Source organism: Bradyrhizobium sp. B120 (genome assembly GCF_049075665.1).
Taxonomy (GTDB): domain Bacteria; phylum Pseudomonadota; class Alphaproteobacteria; order Rhizobiales; family Xanthobacteraceae; genus Bradyrhizobium.
This window is the reverse complement of the sequence record NZ_CP185242.1, coordinates 8,697,800-8,713,887: the sequence shown is the minus strand read 5'-3', so window position 1 is coordinate 8,713,887 and position 16,088 is coordinate 8,697,800. Positions and strand designations below refer to the sequence as shown.

General features: G+C 63.1%; 13 protein-coding genes. 6 read left to right on the top strand and 7 right to left on the bottom strand.

What is annotated here, in order from left to right; genetic code table 11:
* Nucleotides 1–15 precede the first annotated feature (15 nt).
* Nucleotides 16–1,041, top strand: coding sequence for a Rieske 2Fe-2S domain-containing protein (locus ACOIX3_RS40400; protein WP_420967555.1), 1,026 nt, complete (start codon nt 16–18; stop codon nt 1,039–1,041).
* Between the two features lie 509 nt (nt 1,042–1,550).
* Here the strand turns inward: ACOIX3_RS40400 and ACOIX3_RS40395 are convergent.
* Nucleotides 1,551–1,778 (bottom strand): hypothetical protein, encoded by a 228-nt coding sequence (locus tag ACOIX3_RS40395; RefSeq protein ID WP_420967554.1) that lies wholly within the window; start codon nt 1,776–1,778, stop codon nt 1,551–1,553.
* 193 nt (nt 1,779–1,971) lie between these two features.
* Between ACOIX3_RS40395 and ACOIX3_RS40390 the strand changes: the two genes are divergently transcribed.
* The 4 genes from ACOIX3_RS40390 (at nt 1,972) to ACOIX3_RS40375 (ending at nt 5,892) form a co-directional block, all read left to right on the top strand.
* Nucleotides 1,972–2,256: a hypothetical protein gene (locus ACOIX3_RS40390; protein WP_420967553.1), complete on the top strand. Its 285-nt coding sequence runs from the start codon at nt 1,972–1,974 to the stop codon at nt 2,254–2,256.
* A 101-nt stretch (nt 2,257–2,357) separates the two neighbouring features.
* The gene (gene uraD, locus ACOIX3_RS40385) at nt 2,358–3,239 is read left to right on the top strand and encodes a 2-oxo-4-hydroxy-4-carboxy-5-ureidoimidazoline decarboxylase (RefSeq protein ID WP_420967552.1); all 882 of its coding nucleotides are present in this window, start codon (nt 2,358–2,360) and stop codon (nt 3,237–3,239) included.
* A 223-nt stretch (nt 3,240–3,462) separates the two neighbouring features.
* Complete coding sequence (gene pucL / locus ACOIX3_RS40380) at nt 3,463–4,305, top strand: factor-independent urate hydroxylase (protein ID WP_420967551.1); 843 nt, start codon at nt 3,463–3,465, stop codon at nt 4,303–4,305.
* Nucleotides 4,306–4,860: 555 nt separating this feature from the next.
* The gene (locus tag ACOIX3_RS40375) at nt 4,861–5,892 is read left to right on the top strand and encodes a DUF6709 family protein (protein ID WP_420967550.1); all 1,032 of its coding nucleotides are present in this window, start codon (nt 4,861–4,863) and stop codon (nt 5,890–5,892) included.
* A gap of 153 nt (nt 5,893–6,045) precedes the next feature.
* Here ACOIX3_RS40375 and ACOIX3_RS40370 read toward each other — a convergent pair whose 3' ends face one another.
* Both ACOIX3_RS40370 and ACOIX3_RS40365 read right to left on the bottom strand, forming a co-directional pair.
* Nucleotides 6,046–8,766: a molybdopterin-dependent oxidoreductase gene (locus tag ACOIX3_RS40370; protein ID WP_420967549.1), complete on the bottom strand. Its 2,721-nt coding sequence runs from the start codon at nt 8,764–8,766 to the stop codon at nt 6,046–6,048.
* Nucleotides 8,763–9,584 carry an FAD binding domain-containing protein gene (locus ACOIX3_RS40365; protein ID WP_420967548.1) on the bottom strand — a complete coding sequence of 274 codons (822 nt, stop codon included), beginning with the start codon at nt 9,582–9,584 and terminating at the stop codon, nt 8,763–8,765. The genes ACOIX3_RS40370 and ACOIX3_RS40365 overlap by 4 nt, the downstream gene beginning before the upstream one ends.
* A 132-nt stretch (nt 9,585–9,716) precedes the next feature.
* Here ACOIX3_RS40365 and ACOIX3_RS40360 point away from each other — a divergent pair, with 132 nt between their 5' ends.
* The gene (locus ACOIX3_RS40360; RefSeq protein ID WP_420971918.1) at nt 9,717–11,066 is read left to right on the top strand and encodes an 8-oxoguanine deaminase; all 1,350 of its coding nucleotides are present in this window, start codon (nt 9,717–9,719) and stop codon (nt 11,064–11,066) included.
* Between the two features lie 55 nt (nt 11,067–11,121).
* Here ACOIX3_RS40360 and ACOIX3_RS40355 read toward each other — a convergent pair whose 3' ends face one another.
* The 4 genes from ACOIX3_RS40355 to ACOIX3_RS40340 all read right to left on the bottom strand — a co-directional run bounded on the left by ACOIX3_RS40355 (nt 11,122) and on the right by ACOIX3_RS40340 (nt 15,819).
* A complete protein-coding gene (locus ACOIX3_RS40355) occupies nt 11,122–12,198 on the bottom strand; it encodes a BMP family ABC transporter substrate-binding protein (protein ID WP_420967547.1) in 1,077 nt (358 codons plus the stop codon).
* A gap of 70 nt (nt 12,199–12,268) precedes the next feature.
* Nucleotides 12,269–13,186, bottom strand: coding sequence for an ABC transporter permease (locus ACOIX3_RS40350; RefSeq protein WP_420967546.1), 918 nt, complete (start codon nt 13,184–13,186; stop codon nt 12,269–12,271).
* On the bottom strand, nt 13,173–14,264 hold the full coding sequence (locus ACOIX3_RS40345) for an ABC transporter permease (RefSeq protein ID WP_420967545.1): 1,092 nt from the start codon (nt 14,262–14,264) through the stop codon (nt 13,173–13,175). Before ACOIX3_RS40345 ends, ACOIX3_RS40350 begins: the two co-directional genes overlap by 14 nt.
* Nucleotides 14,248–15,819: an ABC transporter ATP-binding protein gene (locus tag ACOIX3_RS40340; protein ID WP_420967544.1), complete on the bottom strand. Its 1,572-nt coding sequence runs from the start codon at nt 15,817–15,819 to the stop codon at nt 14,248–14,250. Before ACOIX3_RS40340 ends, ACOIX3_RS40345 begins: the two co-directional genes overlap by 17 nt.
* Nucleotides 15,820–16,088 lie beyond the last annotated feature (269 nt).

The window sequence follows — 16,088 nt, the reverse complement described above, 5'->3', positions numbered from 1 at the left end:
ACCGCGGAGGAAATGATGCTCGCTACCAAGCAACCCGTGTTGCGCCGCTTCTGGTACGCAACGATGCCCGTCGACCATCTCAGGGAGGGCCCGCAGCCCTTCACCCTGCTCGGGGAGCCGATCGTGCTGTTCCTGGATGCCAATGGCGAGCCGGCCGCGCTCGAGGATCGCTGCTGCCATCGCACCGCCAAGCTGTCGAAAGGCTGGTGCAACAACGGGAATATCGTCTGTGGCTATCACGGTTGGGAGTACGACCGCGGCGGCAAGCTGGTCATGGTCCCGCAGTTTCCCTTCGAGCAGCCGATTCCCGACGCCAGGGCGCGCTCGTTCCGGGCCAGCGCACGGTATGGTTATGTCTGGGTCGCTCTGGATGAGCCGCTGCGCGGCATTCCCGACATTGCCGAAGAGAACGAGGCGGGCTACCGCCGCATCCATCAGTTTTATCAAAAGTGGGACACGGCGGCGCTCCGCCTGATGGAAAACTCGTTCGACAATGCCCATTTCGCATTTGTGCACAAGGGGACGTTCGGCGACATCAATCAGCCAAAGCCCGAGAAGTACGAGATCACCGAAACCGAGGATGGCTTCGACGCCGAGACGATCATCACCATCCGCAATCCGCCGAACGCTTTCCGGATCAGCGGAACAACCGATCCAACCACGAAGCGTCATCAGCGCAACAAATGGTTCATGCCGTTCTGCCGCCGCCTCGACATGGAGTATCCGTCCGGCATTCGTCACATCATCTTCAATTGCGCGACGCCGATCTCCGATGGCCAGATCCAGGTCGTGCAGCTGCTGTTCCGCAACGATACCGAAGCCGATTGCTCCACCCAGGAACTGATCGATTGGGACGCCGCCATCATCGCAGAAGATCGCGAGATGCTCGAATCGACCGACCCTGACGCGATCGTCGACATGAGCCGGAAGCTCGAAATGCACATGCCTTCCGATCGGCCCGGAATGATCATGCGAAAGCGCCTGCTCGAGCTGCTGAGTGAGCACAACGAAAAGGAGCAGCCGAGGGAGAGGGTCGCTTGAACCGAGGCGAACTTCCGCCGTCGAGGCCTGGAGAGCCTGCGTTGCTTCGACGGAAGCAGGTCTGGCAATTCATCGACAAGATCGGCCGCGCGCTGCCTGCGACGCTCAGAGCATAGACCGATCGATGCGCCCGGGACTTGGAGTGGTTCTGTGAGATACACGGCGGGTGTTGTTCGGACCGCGCTCGTGCAGGAGTGCCTTCGGGAGATCCGGCTCTGGCCTGGGTGCGAAGCCGTCGAGGAGGTCGGGGTGCTCGGAGACCCCAGCGGCGGCTTCTCGGTTCATGTCGTCCAGTACGGCACTGCAAAAAAATGGCTCGCCGATCGCGCCATTCGCTGCATCACACGTGAGAAGCTCCGGTGGTACCACCTCGAAGCAGAGTAGCCATGTTTGACGGTGAAGCGATGGTGATGATCGGCTCGCGCAGCGAACCGTTGCGGACGCGACTTCGGCCGGACGGGCAGGCATCAGGCCGAAGTTGTCTTGGCGCGCCAGAGTCTGGAATGAGCCTAGTGTCCGGCCGGAGCCGAATAGCCGCCGGCGTAATAAGAGGAAACGGGGCTGTTTACCCTGGGCTGCTGCCAGGCCGCATAGGCGTCGGTCGGACGGGACTGCGATTGCTGAACCGGTGCAACCTGTGGCTTGCGATGGCGCTCCGAGGCCATGGCGCTTTGCAAGGTCGATCCGAGCAGCAGACCGGCTGTAACGGCGAAAACAACGCGAGTGTTTTTCTTCATTGGGTTCTCCCTTGGGCTCCCGGCCGGAGGAATCGCTCGGCCTGGTTTTCCGCAAATAGTGCTTGCAACAGCGTTGCTTAGCCCGGCGGCGATCACGAAGTGGTGCGCAAAATAATTGGGCGCGACTAAACTTTTGGCAGGGTCTATCGTTGGCAGACTCCAATCGCACGCACCATCCGAGAACACACAGCCGATGAAGACGAAAATCTTGTTAGTCATGCTGTTGGCCGCTTCGCCGGCGGCGGCCGAGACGCGGCCGGCGCCCAAAGCCGTTCCGAAAGCTGCGGCCGTACCAGCAGACATTTGCGCCCCGATCGGCCGGACTGCGAAAGGCGAGCTGGTCTATTCGATGAAATGCGAGGATGTGCCGCCGCCACCGGCCGCCGCGCCGGCGGCCGAGGCCAAGCAAGCCGCGCCGCCGCCCGAGCCGGAAACGCAGCGGACCGGATTGTTCGGTTTGTCCTACGATCGGCGGTAGCAGGAGGACCGGCACGCTACAGCGGCGCGTATCACCTTCGACGACAGCCCAACGCACTCCAGGTCGAAGTGTCATCCATCGAATGGACAATCGGACGACCCATGACGACATTGCCCGATCTCAACAACGCCAGCCGAGAAGATTTTGTCGCGGCTCTCGCCAACGTCTTCGAACATTCGCCCTGGGTTGCGGAGCAAGTTTCGATGAAGCGGCCGTATGCCGGCATCACTCAATTGTTCATGGCGATGAAAGCGGCCGTCGAGCGCGCGCCGGCTGAACTGCGATTGGCATTGATCAAGGCGCATCCCGATCTCGCCGACAAGACGCAGTGTGCGGCGGGCCTCACCAGCGAGTCCAATGCCGAGCAAAACACCGTGGGGCTCGATCGGCTGTCCGAGGCGGAGTACGACGCGTTTCAACGCGTCAATAGTGCCTATCGCGCCAAGTTCGGCTTCCCCTACATCGTCTGCGTGCGCCGCCACACCAAGGATTCCATCCTGCGTGACTTCGCGCGCCGACTGCCGAACGACGCCGCTGTCGAGATGCAAAACTCCGTGGAGGAGATCTGCCGCATCGCGGCGCTGAGGCTCGACCAGACGGTGGCGGCGGACGACAGGCTTGCCGTGCATGGGCGTCTTTCAACCCATGTGCTGGATACTCACAGCGGCAAGCCCGCGGCGGGGGTTACGGTCGAACTGATCGAACTCGCCGAACAGGGCGCGAGCCGCACGGTGACGCGTACCGCGACGAACGCCGACGGACGCACCGATCACCCCTTGATCGGTGGACGTCCCGTTCCCGCAGGACAGTACGAGTTGCTGTTCGAGGTGGGCGATTACTTCGCCAAGCGTGGCGTGCCCTTGTCCGATCCGCCGTTCCTGGACAAGATACCGTTGCGCTTTTCAGTCAGCGAACCCGAAGGCCATTTGCATGTACCGCTCCTCGTGACGCCATGGAGTTACGCGACCTATCGCGGAAGCTAGGTACGGAATCGCAAGCGGTTGATGACTGCTGAAAGGTGCGGCAGGGATGGTGAAGATTCCGGCAGCGAGGCCATACCGTGGGTGTCACTCCCGGTGATCGAACCTGGTCTATCCATGACGCGGTGGGTGGCGCGAGCTTGCCGATGGCACAAACGTTGCTCAATACTGGCCACGACGGGCGGCGGTCCATGCCAGCCCCGGGGCCATAGCTGGAGGCTTTGACGTGCCGCTGATCAAGAACCGATATGGCAAGGGCCGCGTGCGCGTGATGCGGATTCACCGCGACGGGGAACGGCAGGAGGTCAGCCAGCTCAACATCAAGGCGATGGTCGAAGGCGACTTCGCCCGCACCTACACCGACGCCGACAATATCATGACGGTCTCGACCGACACCATCAAGAACATCGTCAATGTGGTCGCGCGCGAAAACACCGGTCTGTGCGCCGAGGAGTTCTGCCAGGTGTTGGCGAGAAAATATCTCGACACCTATCAGCAGGTTTCATCCGTCGCGATCACCTCGCACGAGACCAAATGGACCCGCCTGAGTTTTGACGGCAAGCCACACCCGCACAGTTTCGTGCTCGATGGCAACGGCCGCCCGACGGTCGAGGCCACGATGACGCGTGATGGCTCCTCGACGCTGAGTTCGGGCGTCGATGGATTCGCATTTCTGAAGTCGACCCAGTCGGGCTGGGAGAACTATGTCAAGGATCGCTACACCACGATCCCGGAGACCGCGGATCGCATCTGCGCGACCAGCATGGTCGCGTCGTGGACATGGTCTGCAAAGCCCGAAAGCTATCCGGCGACGAACGCGAAGATCCTTGACACCATGCTAAGGGTCTTCTCGACGACCTACAGCAGGAGCGTGCAGGACAGTCTTTACCGCATGGGCGAGGCGGCGCTTGCCGCGGTCCCTGAGATATCCGAGATCAGCATGGCCTGCCCAAACATGCACTTCATCCCGATCAATCTCTCTGCCTTCGGGCTGGACAACAACAACGACGTCTTCCTGCCCACCGACGAGCCTCATGGACAGATCGAGTGTACGGTGGGGCGGACGTAGGCCGGTGCTCCTGCCCCGCGTTGCGGGCCGCGTCGACGGCGGCCACCCCGCAGCAGGCGCGCTGCCAAAATATCGAAAACAACCCCATGCAAAGTAGCTGGTGGCTGCCGGCGTTCGACGAGGCAACTTGACACGTCGGGCAACTCAGGAATATTCTTCTAATATTCCGAAATCGTGTCCTCCTCGCCGGCACCGGAGCTATTTCCGTTCCAATGGAATCGGAACGGAGCTCTAACAAGCGGGGAAGACCAAAGCTCAAATTTTATGAGTTTAAGCAATCGAAACGTGACCGACGCCAAGCCAGGTCCCCGCCGTTAAAGTCGCTTTAATCGCCTGCGCGGCAGTCTCCGGCAGCAGTCCTGAAGTAAGACGATACGCTGAAGATTGATCGTCGCGGCGGCTGTGGACGGATTTGTCGCCTGCTTCGCGGCTGAGGCTGGCGAGCTTCCCGAACGATCGGAAATTGCATTCGCGCGACATTCCCAGGGTGCTTGCCTCGAAGGACCAGGCAGACAAACGCCCGAACTTTTGGCGGGTCCGACCGGAAGCAGAGGCATGAGCATGACATGGGTCGAGCGCCAGATACGCAACACGAGCTTGCGTCAGCTCGGCGCATGCCTTCTGATGCTCGCGTTTGCGGCTGCGGTGGTGCTGGAAAACGTACAGTTTCTCGACAACTACGCCAGAGGCGTCGTTGCGATGTCGCAAGACCAAGTGCGCGCAGTGACGAGTCTTCCGCAACTATCGCGCAACTGGGTCGCGCTGCAGGCCGATAAAGTCGTTTCGACCGGCGTCTACTCCCGGCACAAATATGACCACGCGATATTCTCTATTGCTCAGCTCGGGGACCGCTTGCTCTTGATCAAGGCGGCTCCGGATCGCGTTCTCGACGCGAGAGCGCTGAGCGGCGGCCTGCTTGCCGCCGACATGGAGACAATCGACCGGATCAGTCGCCTCGTTAAGCGGAGTGGCGATGCCGGCGCGGCGTTCCTCCCGGTCATGCTCGACACAGAGAAATACACCTCCGCCGCCGTTGCGGCCGTGCTGATCTTGATTGCGGTACCATTGGTGCTCGTTGCCTTGATCGGCGGGCGAGCACTATCACGATTAAACGCGCCATCATCGCATCCCGATTTGCGTGCGGTCTGCAGCCAGTCCGCCAATGCGTTGGAAATGCTCAGCGCGCGGCTGGAGCACGACATTGCGACAGCCAGATCTGCCTTGAAGCTTCGCGGCCACGTGCGGATTACTGACACGCACGTGTTGCAAAGGGGCTGGTTCAGGTTCCGACTGATGCCGCTGTCGGACATGCTCTATGCCTATAGCATGACGACGACGACACTGATGTACGGCGTGATACCGACCAGCCGCTCGCATTCGCTGATGCTTTACTTCTCCGACCAGAAGATGCGGGCTCCTGTCCGGAAGGCGCAAACTGCTGAGGTCATGGAGCACTTGGGGAGAGTGGCGCCGTGGGTGTTGCTCGGCCACGCTCGTGAGCTCGACAAGGCGTACAAGAAAAACAGGTCCAGGCTCATTGACCTCGTCGCGGCGCGGCGCAAGCTGGTCGCAGCCGGTTCGCCATAAACGAGGCTGCATTCCGGGCGGCTATTTGTTTCCAACTTAGCGCTTTTGGCCCATCGCGACATATTGCGCTGCCGCACTAACTTGGTCGCTATATGGGGAAAGCGACGTCGTCACCAGTCACGTCACGCCGCGTGGCGCTTATAGGTACACAGCCTAACCGAATTTCTTCAGTAGTTCCGGAAACAGCCGGTCCGGCTTGAAGGGAACGTCGGTAAAGCGGATGCCGGTGGCGTCGGCGATGGCGTTGCCGAGCGCGGCGGCGACGGGGTTGTAGGGGCTCTCGCTCATCGATTTCGCTCCCATCGGGCCGACGCTGTCGGAGGTGTCGGCAAAATAGACGTCGGTGCGCGGCACGTCTGCGAAAGATGGCAAGTGATAGTCCCGGAAACTTGGATTGATCACGCGGCCGCCGCCGTCGATCACCAACTCCTCAAAGAGTGCCGCGCCCAGCGATTGCGCCACGCCGCCCTCGACCTGACCGCGGCACTGCATCGGGTTGGCGACACGGCCGGCATCGGCGGCCTGCACGCTCCTCAGGATCTTGAGCGCGCCGGTGCCCTTGTTCACTGCGACACGGAACCCCTGCACGTTGAATGCGACCGAACGCGGCGTTCCCTCCGACGTGCCGCTGGCTTGCAGGACCTGGCCACTGCCGCGCGCCGAGCGCGCAAGCTCGATATAGGGCAGTCGCTGCCTGCCGCAGACCGCGTGATCGGCCTCCAGCACGCAGGCAGCAGGATCACCTCCGGCCAGACGGCAGGCCAGCGCCTTCAGGTCGGCCGCCAGATTCTCGGCCGCGGCCTGAGTCGCGCTTCCGGCCACGAAAATCCCCGCGCTGCCATAGGCGCCGGTGTCGTGGCCGCCATGCGCGGTGTCGGATTGTCTCAGGCGGATACGATCGACCGAAGTGGCGAGCGCGGTGGCCGCGATCTGGCGATGCACCGTGCTGGTGCCGTTACCGAATTCCGCGGTGCCGACGGTCAGCTCGAAATGCCCGTCATCGCAGAGCCTGATCCTGCAATCCGCGAGGTGGCCGGCGGGTGGTACGGTATCGATCATGGTCAGCGCGATGCCGTCGCCGACCAGCCAGTCGGCGGAGAGCTGCGGTGTCGGGGTTTCCGCTGACATCGCGCGCTCGACCAGGTCGAGACACTGGTCGAGGCCGTAGGAGCCGTACGTTACATCGTGATATTCGGAGCCGGGTGGCGCGAGCATCGGGTCGCCTGGCCTGACCACATTGCGACGGCGCATATCGAACGGCGAGATGCCGAGCTGTTTGGCGAGTTCGTCGATGGCCGCCTCGACGGCGATCAGCGTCTGCGGCAGACCATAGCCGCGGAAGGCGCCGGCCGGCAGCGTGTTGGTGTAGCAGGCGATCGCATCAACCTTCTTGTTCGGGCAGTTGTAGACGCTGATGCATTCGCTGACCGCGTGGAAGAGCACAGGGCCTGCGTGATTGCCATAGGCACCCGTGTTCGAGAGCACATCGAGCTGCAGGGCTGTCAGATTGCCGTCCTTGTCTGCCCCCGCCTTGACTGTCACCCGCATGGGATGCCGCGTCGAGGTCGCCGCGAATTGCTCTTCGCGTGTGAGTTCGAGCTTGACCGGCCGTCCCGTGCGGAGCGCGGCGAGCGCCAGGATATCCTCGACGAGCATCTCCTGCTTGCCGCCGAAGCCGCCGCCGACGCGCTCGCAGAACACCCGGACCTTGTCGGTCGGCAGCTCGAAGAGGCTGGCCAGCGCGCGGCGGGTCAGGAATGGGACCTGCGTGCTGGAACGGACGTTGAGCACGCCTGAGGCGTCGAGCCATGCCAGCCCGCCATGGGTCTCCAGTGCGGCGTGCTGGACGCGCTGGGTCGTGAAGGTCCCCTCATAGGTGACAGCCGCCTCGGCGAATCCGCGTGTGACGTCGCCAAATTCGCCATGCTTTTCGGCGACAATGTTGCGCGCGGCATTGGCGACGCGATGCGCGGTCGTCTTGTCGGGATGAATGGCCGGCGCGCCTGCGGCGATAGATTCGGTGGGATCGAACACGGCGGGAAGGATCTCATACGCGACCTTGATCAGCCGGCAGGCATTTTCGGCGGCGGCTTCGCTGTCCGCCACGACAGCTGCGACCTTCTGACCGATGAAGCGGACGGTGGTGTCGAGCACCCTGGTGTCATCGGGATCCATCCAGTCGCGCTCGTGGCGCGCGGTCGAGAACAGGCAATCGGGCGCGTCCTCATGCGTCAGCACCGCGTGGACGCCGGCGGCCTTCAGCGCATCCGTCTTGTCGATCGCGACTATTCTCGCGTGGGCGTGAGGAGAGCGCAGCAGCTTGATGTGCAGCAGGCCGTCGATCGTCGTGTCGAAGGTATAGGGCGCTGCACCGCGCACGATCAGGGGGCCCGCGGGGGCGGGCAGGCTGCGGCCAAAGGCCGTGCCGGCCGTGGCATCCTCTATGTTGATCTTGCCGTCGAGCGCGTCCTGGATCGAACGATAGCCGGTGCAGCGGCAGATATTGCCCTTCAACGCCGCGTCCAGGTCCTGCCGTTGTGCCTGGTTCAGCGAGGCACAGGTCAGGATCATGCCGGCAGTGCAGAAGCCGCACTGGAATCCCTGCGCATCGAGAAACGCCTGCTGCAGCGGATGCGTGCCGGTGATGCCGGCAAAACCCTCGATGGTGGTTATCGCATGGCCGTCGGCGCGGAATGCCGGGATCAGGCAGCTATGGACCGGCTCGCCGTCGAGCAGCACCGTGCAGGCGCCGCAGTCGCCGGCGTCGCAACCTTTCTTGACGCCGAAATGGCCGAGCTCGCGCAGGAACGTGCGCAGGCATTGTCCGGCACGCGGGTGGGTCGAGAACGTCTTGCCGTTGATCTCGAACGTCATGGACGTGCCTGCAATTCGTCGCGGATCTCCTCGGCAAGCCGCAACGTCATGTGCTTGCGCCACAGCGGTCTGCCATGGACGTCGGCATGGTAGAGGTGGTCTGGGATGCGCCGCAGGATCGCGTCGCTCAGTTCGTCCGCACGGGGTACGGCCGGAAACGACAATTGCACCGGCCGCACCGTCGAGGCGGTGACGGTCAGTGTGAAGCTGCCGTTGTTGTCGACGCTGCCGATCAGCAGCGCGGCTGAGCGGCCGACCGGCGTCAGCGAAATCTGGCGGAAGGCCGAGCGCCGCTTCAGGGCAGCGATCGGGATATCGATTTGCCGCAGCAGGTCACCGGGGGCCAGCACGTTTGCATGATCGCCGGTCACGAAGTCCATGACCGGGATGGTTCGCTCGCCGCCGCGGGCCGGCCAGATCGTACACACGCCATCGAGCGCCGAGGTCAGTGAAATCATCGGTCCTGCCGGGAGCGACATGCAGATATTGCCGCCGACGGTCGCGGTCTTCCAGATCTTGAACGAAGCGAGAAAAGCACGGCAGCACTGGTTGATCAGCGGCGCGGCCATCCAGTCCGGCGGGCAGGCCAAGGCATCGAGCTGCGCGACCGTACAGGTCGCCGCAATGCTCAGATGCGTGCCATCAATCGTAAGCGCCGGCCAATTCAGCTCAGCGAGATCGACCAGGCGGGTGAGATGTGCCTGAGGTTCCGAGAATAGCCAGGTCCCGCCCGCGAGCCAGGCATCGCCTGCCGTCCAAACGGGCAGTTGCGCCCGCGAGAGCGGATGGACAACTTCGGTAATGGTGTTCAAGTCCATGGATACGCCAGCGCTTTCAACGAGATGCATCATTGACTATGAAGTCCTGCAAGAGCAACGCCAAGTCTCGCGGGACGTGGGACGGTCCTTGCAGGTCAGCAATGGCGTTCGGCGGCTCGGGAGACGAAAATGATGGATCAAATGCAGGCAATCTGGATCAAGGATCCCCTGTCGATTCTGGCCAACGGAGCCGAACGTGGCGTTGTGGTTCATGGCGGCAAGATCGTCGAGTGCGTGGGCGCCGGGCATCAGCCGACGACGGCGAATGTTGCGGTCTACGACGCGAGCGCCCATGTCGTGCTGCCCGGGTTGATCAACACTCATCACCATTTCTACCAGACTTTGACGCGGGCGCTGCCCGCTGCGATGGACCGCGAGCTGTTTCCATGGCTGCAGGCGCTGTATCCGGTGTGGGCGCGGCTGACGCCGGAATCACTCGAACTCGGCGTCATCGTTGCGATGTCCGAGCTGCTGCTGTCCGGTTGCACCACGACCACCGATCACCACTACGTGTTTCCGGCGGGCCTCGAGGAGGCGATCGACATCGAGGTCGCGGTGGCCAGGCGGCTGGGTATCCGTGTGCTGCTCACCCGCGGCTCGATGAACCTCTCGCAGCGCGACGGCGGGTTGCCGCCAGACAGTGTGGTGCAGGACGAGGATGCGATCCTTGCCGACAGCGAGCGGCTGGTGTCGAAGCATCATGAGCGCGGCGAGGACGCGATGGTGCAGATCGCCCTGGCGCCGTGTTCGCCGTTTTCGGTGACGACGTCGCTGATGCGCTCGACCGCCGATCTCGCCGGGAGGCTCGACGTCCGGCTGCACACGCATCTTGCCGAGACCGAGGACGAGAACAGGTTTTGCCAGCAGATATATGGCTGTCGCCCGCTCGATTACCTCGAGCAGTGCGGATGGCTGAATGCCCGGACCTGGCTGGCTCACGGCATCTTCTTCGATGCACAGGAGATGAAACGGCTGGCCGGGGCCGGAACGACCATCAGCCATTGCGCCTGCAGCAACCAGCTCCTGGCGTCCGGTTGCTGTCCGGTCTGCGAGATGGAGGAGGCCGGCGTGATGATCGGGCTGGGTGTCGACGGCTCGGCGTCGAACGACGGATCCAACCTGATGCAGGAGGTCCGCGCCGCGTTCCTGCTGCAGCGTGCCCGTTACGGCGTCACGAAGGTCAGCCACAAGGATGCGTTGCGATGGGCGACCAGGGGCTCGGCCGCCTGCGTCGGCCGTCCGGAACTGGGCGAGATCGCGGTCGGTAAGGCGGCTGATCTCGCGCTGTTCAAGCTTGATGAGCTACGCTTCTCCGGCTCCGGCGACCCGCTTGCCGCGTTGGTGCTTTGCGGCGCACATCGTGCGGATCGGGTGATGGTCGGAGGGAGATGGGTCGTGATCGACGGAGCCATTCCCGGGCTCGATGTCCCGGACCTCATCCGACGTCACAGCGCAGCGGCGAATGCAATGCACGCGGGATAGCGCGCATGGAGACTCGGGCCGGATCACCCGAGCCCGAGCCTGGTCGTGATCGGGTCTATTTCCCGGGGAGCTTGTCGTCGATCCCTTTGACGTAGAAATTCATGCCCAGGATCTGAGGGTCCTCGAGGTGATCGCCGCCCTTGCATTCGACGTCCTTGCCGTCCTGCGTGACGACGGGGCACTTGAATGGATGCAGCTTGCCGGAGGCGATAGCGGCCTGAGTGTCCTCCGCCATCTTCTTCACGTCGTCGGGCATGTTGGTATAGGGCGCCATCTCGAACATCTTGCTTTCGAGGCCGCCCCAGGTGTCTTCGGATTTCCATGTGCCGGCGAGCTCGGCCTTGACGCGCTCAATGTAGTAGGGCGCCCAGGTGTCGAGGATCGAGGTCAGCTGTGCCTTGGGACCGAACTTGATCATTTCAGAGTCCTGGCCGAATGCGAGCTTGCCGCGTTCGCTTGACACCTGCATTGCAGCCGGGCTGTCGGTGTGCTGCATGATCATATCGGCGCCCTGGTCGAGCAGCGCCTTGGCGGCGTCGGCTTCCTTGCCGGGATCGAACCAGGAGTTCACCCAGATGATCTTGACCTTGATGTTCGGGTTGACGGTCTGGGCGCCCAGCATCGTCGCGTTGATGCCCGACACGACCTCCGGAATCGGGAACGAGCCGATGTAGCCGAGCACGCCGGCCTTCGACATCTTGGCCGCGATCTGGCCCTGGATGTAGCGGCCCTGGTACCAGCGCGCCGAATAGGTCGACATGTTCTTGTCGCGCTTGTATCCCGAGCAATGTTCGAAGTGCACATTGGGATATTTCTTCGCGACCTTCAGCGTCGGATCCATGTAGCCGAAGGATGTGGTGAAGATCAGCTTGTTGCCGGCACGCACGAGCTGTTCGACCGCGCGTTCGGCGTCCGGTCCTTCCGGCACGTTCTCGAGGAATGTCGTTTCGATCTTGTCGCCAAGTTCCTTCACAAGAGCCTGGCGCGCCAGTTCGTGCTGATAGGTCCAGCCAAGGTCGCCGACCGGTCCGAGATAGATAAAGCCAACCTTCAGCTTGTCGGCGGCCCAGGCGCCGCTGTTGATGCATCCGGCCAGGAGAATCGCTGCCGCCGCAAATAATGTTCTCTTCATCTCAATCTCCAAACAGGGGAACCATAGTTCGGAACGTGGGCGCCCCATCGCGGCACGTACCGACATCAAGCTAGCGGTCCGGCACGAATACGGTTCCGAGCGCAGCGGGCGCCGTCGAGCCGCCGGTGCGCGCGCGAGAGAGCAGAACCAGAACGATGATGGTCGCGAGATAGGGCAGCGACGACATGAACTGCGATGGACTTCCGATGCCGGCGCCTTGCGCGTGGAGCTGAAGAATGGTGACGGCGCCAAACAGGTAGGCGCCGACGACCAGCCGGGCCGGGCGCCAGCTCGCGAAGACCGTCAAGGCCAGCGCGATCCAGCCGCGGCCTGCCGTCATGCCGGGAATGAAGAAGGGCGTGTAGGCGAGCGGCAAATAGGCCCCGGCAAGCCCGGCGCAGGCGCCGCCGAACATCACCGCATAGAGCCGGATCCGCAGCACCGGATAGCCCAACGCATGGGCGGAGACGTGGTTGTCGCCGCAGGCGCGCAAGATCAGCCCGGCCCGCGTCCGATACAGGAACCACCAGACGCCGACCACCAGGGCAATCGAGAGATAGACAAATCCGTCCTCTCCAAACAGGATTCGCCCGGCCAGCGGAATGTCGCTGAGGCCCGGAATGTAGAGATGCGGTGCCGGCGTGATGCGTTCACCGACGAAGCCGGCGCCGATCAGGCCGGACAATCCGATTCCGAGGATGGTCAGCGCGAGGCCGGTCGCGACCTGGTTGACCGCGAGCCCGAGCGCCATCAGCGCAAAGATCAGCGACATCAGGGTGCCGGCGACGATGCCGCAGAGCGCGCCGACGATGATCGAACCGGAGAGCCACGCGCCGCCGAAGCCGCAGGCGGCGCCGACGATCATCATGCCTTCGACGCCGAGGTTGAGCACACCCGAGCGCTCGGTCACGAGTTCGCCGGTGGCTGCGAGCAACAGCGGCGTGGACGCCGCCAGCACCGACAGGATGATGGCCTCAATGAGCCCCACTTTGCACCTTTGGCGATGAGGAAATAAGCCGAAAGCGGTAGAGTATCAGGGAATCGCAGGCGAGCACGTAGAACAGCAGGATGCCCTGGAACACCTTGGTGACGTCCAACGGGATTTTCATCGCGATCTGGGCCTGCTCGCCGCCGATAAAGGTCAATGCGAGGAATAGTCCTGCAATTAATATTCCAATTGGGTTCAGTCGCCCGAGGAAGGCGACGATGATCGCAGTGAAGCCATAACCCGGCGAAATGCCGGGCTGCAGATGGCCGACCGGGCCGGCTACCTCGATGATGCCGGCGAGCCCGGCCAGCGCGCCGGAGATTGCAAAGGTCAGCAGCACCAGCTGATTGGCGTTGAACCCGCCGAACCGCGCTGCCCGCGGCGCGGCGCCGACGACCCGGATCTCGAAGCCCTTGATGGTCCTGCCGAGCAGCACCGCGCCGGCGGCCACCACGAACAATGCGATGATCGAGCCAAGATGCAGCCGGCCGCCTTCGATCAGCGTCGGCACGGTCGCCACCGGATCGAACTCGGCCGTGGTCGGAAAGTTGAAGCCTTGCGGATCACGCCAGGGACCGCGCACGAGATAGTCCAGCAGGAGGTCGGCGACATAGACCAGCATCAGCGAGGTCAGGATCTCGCTGGCGCCGAACCGCACCTTGCAGATCGCCGGAATCAGTGCGTAGAGCGCGCCTGCGGCCGCGCCGAGCACGAGCATCGCCGGCAACACCCAGTGGCCGGCATCGGTGCCCTGGGTCTTCACCGCGAGCCAACTCCCGGCCACCGCGCCGATCAGGAATTGGCCTTCGGCACCGATATTCCAGGCGTTGGCGAGATAGCACAACGACAGGCCGATCGCGATCATGACCAGCGGCGTCGCCTTGACCGCGATTTCCTGCAGCGAGTAGCCGTCGGTCAGAGGATAGATGAAGTAAACGGCGAGCGCGGCAATCGGATTCTTGCCGAGCACTGCGAACACGATGCACAAGGTGGCGATCGTCAGCCCGATAGCGATCAGCGGCGAGATGAGCGCGATCGTGGCCGAACGCTCGGCGCGCTTCTCAAGCACGAGTTGCATGAGGTGCCTCCGGAGCTTCGATGCTGCTGCCGCCCATCAGCAGGCCGAGCGTCTCGCGGCTGGCTTCGGCGGTTGGCACCGGGACCGACAGGCGGCCATGGAACATCACGGCGATGCGGTCGGTGATTTCGGCGAGTTCATCGAGGTCCTGGCTCGTCACCAGCACCGCGGCGCCGCCCGCGGCAAGATCGAGCAGGGCCTGCCGGATCACGGCGGCCGCGCCCGCGTCGACGCCCCAGGTCGGCTGGTTCACGATCAGCACGGCGGGATCGCGCAGGATTTCGCGGCCGACGATGAATTTCTGCAGGTTGCCGCCCGACAGGCTCGCCGCCTCCGGGTCGCGCTTGGCTTTGCGCACGTCGAAAGTCTCGGTGGTGCGGTCGACGGTCTTCAGGGTTGCGGCCGTGTTCACGAAGCCATGAAGCACCATATTGCCGATGGCGTGGCCGGTCAGGAGGGCGTTTTCCGAGAGCCGCATGCGCGGCGCCGTGCCGTGGCCGAGCCGTTCCTCCGGGATGAAGGCCGCACCCAGCTTGCGGCGCCTGGTGATGGACAGGTGACCCGCCGCGTGTCCGTCGATCACGATCGTGCCCGGGTCCTTCGCCAGCCGCTCGCCGGAAAGGGCTGCGAACAGTTCGTCCTGTCCGTTACCGGCAACACCGGCGATGCCTAGAATTTCACCACCCCGAAGCTCGAACGAGATGTGCTCGAGCCGTATGCCGTGCGGATCGTCGGGTGCGAGGTTGAGATCGTTGACCAGCAGGCGAGGCACGGTGATCTGGCGGTTCACCGCAGCCTTCACTTCCATGATCTCGCCGCCGACCATCATGCGCGCAAGTGACGCCGCGGTCTCAGCCCTGGGATTGCAGGTCTCGACCTTCCGTCCGCCGCGCAGGATCGTTGCCGTGTCGCAGAGCCGCTTCACCTCGTCCAGCTTGTGGCTGATGTAGAGAATCGCGCGGCCTTCGGCCTTGAGGCGATTGAGCACGATGAAGAGCTGATCGGCCTCCTGAGGTGTCAGCACGGCTGTCGGCTCGTCGAGGATCAGGAATTGTGGATTCTGCATCAGCGCGCGCACGATCTCGATACGCTGCCGCTCGCCAACCGAAAGCTGCCAGACCTCCCGCTTCGGATCGAGTGGAAGTCCGTATGTACGCGACACCTGCTCGAGGCGTGCCGACATGTCCTTGAACGGCTCCTTGCCGTCGAGGCCGAGCGCAACATTCTCGGCGACCGTCAGATTGTCGAACAGCGAGAAGTGCTGGAACACCATGCCGATTCCATGTGCCCGCGCATCCGATGGCCCAGACAGCACGATCGTCCTGCCCTGCCAGCGGATCTCGCCCTCGCTCGGCTGGATCAGGCCGTAGATGGTCTTGACCAGGGTGGATTTTCCGGCGCCGTTCTCGCCGAGCAACGCGTGGATCTCTTGCGGCCGAATATCGAGATCGATCTTGTCGTTGGCGAGAAACGAACCGTAGCGCTTGGTCAAGCCGACCGTCTGCAGAAGCGGCGTGGCACCTGTGTGCTGCGCGGCAGATGTCGTGTCTGGCATCCCGGGATATCGCATGCGTGGAGAGAGGAGCCGCAATAGTGGGCCAGTTTTCACGCACGCGTAAGTAGGGAAAAAGCGCCAGTGCTTGCTCAAGGCTTCGGCAGGATTGAATCGCTCCGTAAATTTGCGGGGTCGACTGTCAGTCGGCCTCGCTGCCACGTCCGTGGAAGTTGTTGCAGAAATGTGACTGTCGATCCAATTCGAAAGTGGAGCGGTCAACGATGACGCAAAGTTGAGCAGCGTATCGCTGCAGGATTCCAGCGGATTTT